This window comes from Lysobacter antibioticus HS124, from assembly GCF_000336385.2.
In the GTDB taxonomy this organism is placed as follows: domain Bacteria; phylum Pseudomonadota; class Gammaproteobacteria; order Xanthomonadales; family Xanthomonadaceae; genus Lysobacter; species Lysobacter firmicutimachus.
Genome location: NZ_HG424517.1, coordinates 1 through 5,737, shown reverse-complemented (window position 1 = coordinate 5,737; position 5,737 = coordinate 1). Strand labels below are relative to the sequence as shown.

The window sequence follows — 5,737 nt, the reverse complement described above, 5'->3', positions numbered from 1 at the left end:
CCGTCCGGGTCGGCGCAGGCGGCACGCTGCTGGCGAACGGCGACCTGGGCGCGGGCAACGACGTGCTCGACGTGCTCGGCACCCTCGACACCGGCGGCGGCGTGTTCGCGCTGGGCGACGGCGACGACAACTTCGTGGTCCACGACGGCACCGTGGTGATCGGCACCGTCGACGGCGGCGCCGGCGTCGATACCCGCACCTACGACATCGACACCAGCGCCGACCTGGGTGCGCTGCAGAACTTCGAGGGCGTGACCAAGAGCGGTACCGGCGTGCTCAATATCACCGGCCCCGGTGCGACCGACTTGCAAGAAGTGCAGGTGCTCGAAGGCGTGCTGGACGTGCACGCGGGCGCCAGCATTGTCGCCACCCCGGGCAGTTCGCTGAACGCCACCGTGGCGTCCGGCGCCACCTTGAACGTGGACGGCGCCTTCGGTTGCGGCAGCCAGGCCGATACCCTGAGCGTGTCCGGCACGGTCAGCGGCAGCGGCAGCGTCAATCTGTGCGGAGGAGACGACACCCTGACGCTGGGCGACGGCGCCGACATCGCCGGGCTGCTCAATCCGATCGACGGCGACGCCGGCGACGACCGGGTGGTGCTCGACAACGCCGGCCTGCTGACGCTGGACAGCGGCGACATCGCCAATTTCGAAGCGTTGCAGAAGGACAACGGCGGCGAGGCGGTGCTCACGGGCGCACACGGCTTCGGTAGCGGCACCGCCTTGAACGGCGGAACCCTGACCGTCGCCGGCAGCCTGGACACGCCGACCCTGACGATGGGCGACGGCACCACGCTGAATGTCGACGGCAGCCTGCAGGCGGCGGGCGGCGCGGCGGCGGCGATCAGCGGCAGCGCCGGCAGCAACACCGTCAACGTCGCCGCCGGCGCGAGCCTCTCGGCGAACGGCGACCTGGGCGACGGCGACGACGTGCTGGACGTCGCCGGCAGCCTCGACACCGGCGCCGGCATCTTCGACCTGGGCGCCGGCGACGACACGCTGGGCATCCACGACGGCACCGCCATCGCCGGTATCGTCGCGGGCGGCGCCGGCACGGATCTGCTGAACGCCGACATCGCGACCAGTGCCGACCTCGGTGCGGTGCAGGGCTTCGAAACGCTGAGCAAGACCGGCCTCGGTGCGCTCAACATCAACGGCCCGGCGAGCTCGGATTTCGTTACCGTCGACGTGCTCGCCGGCCGCCTGAACGTCGCCGCCACCGGCAGCGTCGTGGCCCAGGACACCACGGTCGCCGGCGGCGCGGTGCTGGACGTCGACGGCAGCTACGCCGGCACCGGCGGCAGCGACAGCTTCACCGTGGCCGGCACGGTGACCGGCGTCGGCACCGTCGACCTGCTCGACGGCGACGACACCTTCACGATCCAGGACGGCGCCGACCTGTCCGGACTGAACAACGCCATCGACGGCGGCAACGGCACCGATACCTTCGTCGCCGATCTGGCCGGCAACGCGACCTTGGGCGGGGCGGTCAACTTCGAGACCCTGACCAAGACCAACACCGGCACCCTGCACGTCGACGGTCCGGCCGCATCGGCGTTCAGCACGGTCCATGTCGATGGCGGCACGCTCGATATCGGCGCCGGCGGCAGCATCAACGGCATCAACACCGCGACCGTGGCCAATGGCGCCAGCCTGATCGTCGACGGCGCGTTCGGTTTCACCGCCGGCGCGGACAGCTTCACCGTGGCCGGCACGGTCAGCGGCTCGAGCGCGATCGACCTGCTCGACGGCGACGACCACCTGATCCTGCAGGACGGCGCCGACATGGACGGCCTGGCCGCGCCGATCGACGGCGGTGCCGGTATCGATACCCTGACCGCGGACTATGCCGGCACCGCGACGCTCGGCGGCGCCACCAATTTCGAGACCCTGACCAAGACCAACATCGGCACCTTGCACATCGACGGCCCGGCCGCGTCGGACTTCACGACCGTCAACGTCGCCGGCGGCACGCTCGACATCGGCGCCGCCGGCAGCGTCAGCGGCGTGGTCGCCACGACCGTCGCCAGCGGCGCCACATTGAACGTCGACGGCAACTTCGCCGGATCGACCGGCAACGACAGCATGACGGTGTCCGGCGCCGTTGCCGGCACGGGTGCGATCGCATTCGGCGACGGCGACGACACGGTGACCCTCAACGACGGCGCCGACCTGAGCGGCTTGGCCGGCCTGCTCGACGGCGGCGCGCACAGCGCCGGCGATACCGTCGTGCTCAACAACGCCGGGGCGTTGAGTTTCGGCGCCGGCAGCGTGGTCAATTTCGAGTTCCTGACCAAGAACAACACCGGCACCGCCACCCTCACCGGGACCCAGAACTTCAGCGGCGGCACCGCCGTCAACGGCGGCGAACTGGCGATCGCCGGCGGCTTGAGCACGCCGGTCGTGACGATGGGCGACGACACCGCACTGACCGTCGACGGCAGTCTGGACGGCGGCGCGGGCCTCGTCGCCGCGATCGCCGGCAGCGCCGGCGCCAACACCGTGACCGTCAACGGCACGGCCTTGGCCGAAGGCGATCTGGGCGCAGGCGAAGACGTACTCGACGTCGTCGGCACCCTCGACACCCGTGGCGGCGTCTTCGCCCTGGGCGACGGCGACGACAGCTTCGTGGTCCACGACGGCACGACCGTGATCGGCACGATCGACGGCGGCGCCGGCCTGGACACGCGCGTCTACGACATCGACCTGAGCGCCAACCTGGGCTCGCTGGCGAGTTTCGAGGGCGTCACCAAGACCGGTACCGGCGTGCTCAACGTCACCGGTCCGGGCGCGACCGACTTGCAGGAGGTCAGCGTGCTCGGCGGGACCCTGAACATCGGTCCGGCCGGCAGCGTGATCGCGACCGCGGGCAGCGCGCTGGCCACCGTGGTCGGCGCCGGCGCGACCTTGAACGTCGACGGCAGCTTCGGTTGCGGCGCCGCCAACGACCGCATGACCGTGGCCGGCACCGTCTCGGGCAGCGGCAGCATCGACCTGTGCGGCGGCGAAGACGTGCTGACCCTGCAAGACGGCGCAGCCATCGAAGCGGTGATCAGCGGCGGCGGCCACGGCAGCGGCGACACGGTGGTGCTCGACAACGCCAACGCCTTGACCTTCGACGCCGCCCGCACGATCAACTTCGAGTATCTGCAGAAGGACAACGCCGGCGAAGCGACGCTGGTGGGCAGCCAAAGCTTCAGCGGCGGCACCACGCTCAACGGCGGCGTGCTGAGCGTGGCCGGCAGCCTGCAGACGCCGACGCTGGCGATGGCCGATGCCACCACGCTGGCGATCGACGGCAGCGTGCGCGGTCTGGCGTCGGCTCCGGCCGTGCTGACCGGCAGCGCGGGCGTCAATACGGTCGACGTGGCCGTAGGGGCGAGCCTGCTCGCCTCCGGCGACCTCGGCGACGGTGCCGATGTGTTCGATCTGGCCGGCACGCTCGACACCGGCGGCGGCAGTTTCGCGCTCGGCGCCGGCGACGACCGCTTCATCGTCCACGAAACCACCGCGGCGATCGGCACGGTCGACGGCGGCCAGGGCCGCGATACGCTCGAGGCCAACATCGGCGCCGGTTTCAACGTGCCGCTGGGCAGCATGCTGGGCTTCGAATCGCTGGCCAAATCCGGCGCGGGCGCGTTGCAGATCAACGGTGCGTCCGAGTTCATCGATGTCGACGTGATCGGCGGCCTGCTCGAGGTCACCGCCGGCGGCAGTGTGGCGGCGCAGAACACCACCGTCGCGGCCGGCTCGACCCTGAAGGCGAGCGGCCTTTACAGCGGCACCGCCGGCAACGACCGCTTCGACTCGGCCGGCACGGTGATCGGCCGCTTCGACTTCGGCGCCGGCAACGACACCGCCGATTTCCGCGGCGGCGACCTGAGCGGCCTGAGCCGCTTCGACGGCGGCGCCGGCGGCGAGGACCGGGTGAATTTCCACGACATGGTCCTGGACCAGGCCGACGTGGGCGCGCTGTCCAACTGGGAGCGGGTGGATCTGCTCACCGGCACGCAGCTGACCCTGACCGGACCGCTGAACCTGGGCAGCGGCCTGCTGTCGATCGACGGCACGTCCGAGCTGATCGGCATGAGCGGCGCCGGCCTGACCGGCAACCTGGCCAATTCGGGTCTGATCACGGTCGGCAACGCGCGCTTCGGCGTCAGCGGCAACTACACCGGCGGCGGCCGGCTGGCGTTGACCGTGTCGCCGGGCGGCCAGAGCTCGGGCGGCCTGGATATCGGCGGCGATGTGGTCGGCAGCACCGCGGTGGCTTTCGCCAGCGACGGCAGCGAGACGCCGCAACAGCCGGCCTCGATCCGGGTGATCGCGGCCCCGAACGACAACGCCGCGACCGAGGGCCATTTCATCGCCGCGGACGCGACCGACGGCGTGGTGCGGTTGAACGGCAGCGTGTTCCCATGGACCTTCGATCGCCAGGGCGACGGCTGGTATCTCAACACCGAGGCCAGCGACATCCTGCCGGAGATCGGCGGTTACGCGGTCTTGCCCGGGATCGGCGCCAGCCTGATCCAGGAAAGCAACCGCCTGCTGTTCGAACGCATGGCCGGCATCCGCGGCGACACGCCGCGTTGCGGCTCGCACGAAGACGACATGGAGCGCGCCTACTGGCAGCTGGAGGGCGAATGCCAGGGCTTCTGGATGGCCGTCACCGGCAGCGAGCTGAAGATGGGCGCCGACCCGGGCTTCGCCTTCAGCGGCGACACGCTCGGGCTGTACGCCGGCGTCGACACCCTGCTGCAGGACCGCGAAACGCGTCACCTGCGCGGCGGCGTGTTCGTGGCGTTCCAGCGCGGCAACTACTGGGCCAGCGGCGCCAACTCGACCGATCTGCAAGGCATCGGCGAGGCCCATGTGCGCGTGGATACGCCGATGGTCGGCATGTACGGCAGCGTCAGCTGGAAGCGCGGCACCTACCTCGACCTGACCTTGGTCGGCCAGCGGCCCGAGGCCAGCATCGCGGTGGCCGACGGTTTCAAGGAAAAGATCGATGGCAACAGCCTGACCGCAAGCGCACAGCTGGGACATCGCTTCCATCTCGACAACGGCTGGACCGTCGAGCCGCAGTTCAACCTGAGCGCCAGCGCGATGCAGTGGCAGGACAAGCTCGATGCCGGCGGCAAGCGGCTGGTGATGGACGACGATTTGCTGGGCACCGCGCGGCTGGCCGTGCGCGTCGACAAGCTGTTCGAAACCGCGGCGGGCGCGAGGGTGCGGCCGTGGGCGACGCTGGGCGTGCAGGACACGCTGGGCGAGAAGGACGATGCCCTGGTCGTGCTGCCGCCCGGCGCCAACGCACAGCGGCAGGCGTTCCCGAATCACGAACTGGGGCTGATGGCGACCCTCGATGTCGGCGTGGAGGCCGAACTGAACCCGTCCGTCAGCCTGTTCGGCGTGCTTTCGTACGGCCAGAGCCTGGACGGGAGCGAGGTCGAGCAGCGTCAGGCCAACCTGGGGCTGAGGGTCCGCTGGTGACCGCCGAGGCGGCCGGCTCGGCATGAGCCGGCCGCCGGGCCCGGCCGCCCCGCTGCGTTACGGCGCGGCCCGAAACACCGCCTTCGTCGCGGATGCGACCGTCCGGCGCCCGCGTGCGACGGTCGTGTCCGCGTCCGCGGACCGCGTCAGTACGTCACCAACACCGTGATCGTGTCGCTGTAGCTGCCGACCGTGGCGGTCTGCGGCGCGACCCGGCCGTACACGGTCAGCGACTGGCCGGTGCC

Annotated in this window: 2 protein-coding genes; one reads left to right on the top strand and one right to left on the bottom strand. The window is 70.8% G+C overall.

What is annotated here, in order from left to right:
• The coding region (locus tag TX83_RS23375) for an autotransporter-associated beta strand repeat-containing protein (RefSeq protein ID WP_186442606.1) at positions 1-5,492 on the top strand (5,492 nt) is incomplete at its 5' end.
• 146 nt (positions 5,493-5,638) lie between these two features.
• Here TX83_RS23375 and TX83_RS14460 read toward each other — a convergent pair.
• A partial coding sequence (locus TX83_RS14460; RefSeq protein WP_186442605.1) for a spore coat protein U domain-containing protein occupies positions 5,639-5,737 on the bottom strand: 99 nt, incomplete at its 5' end.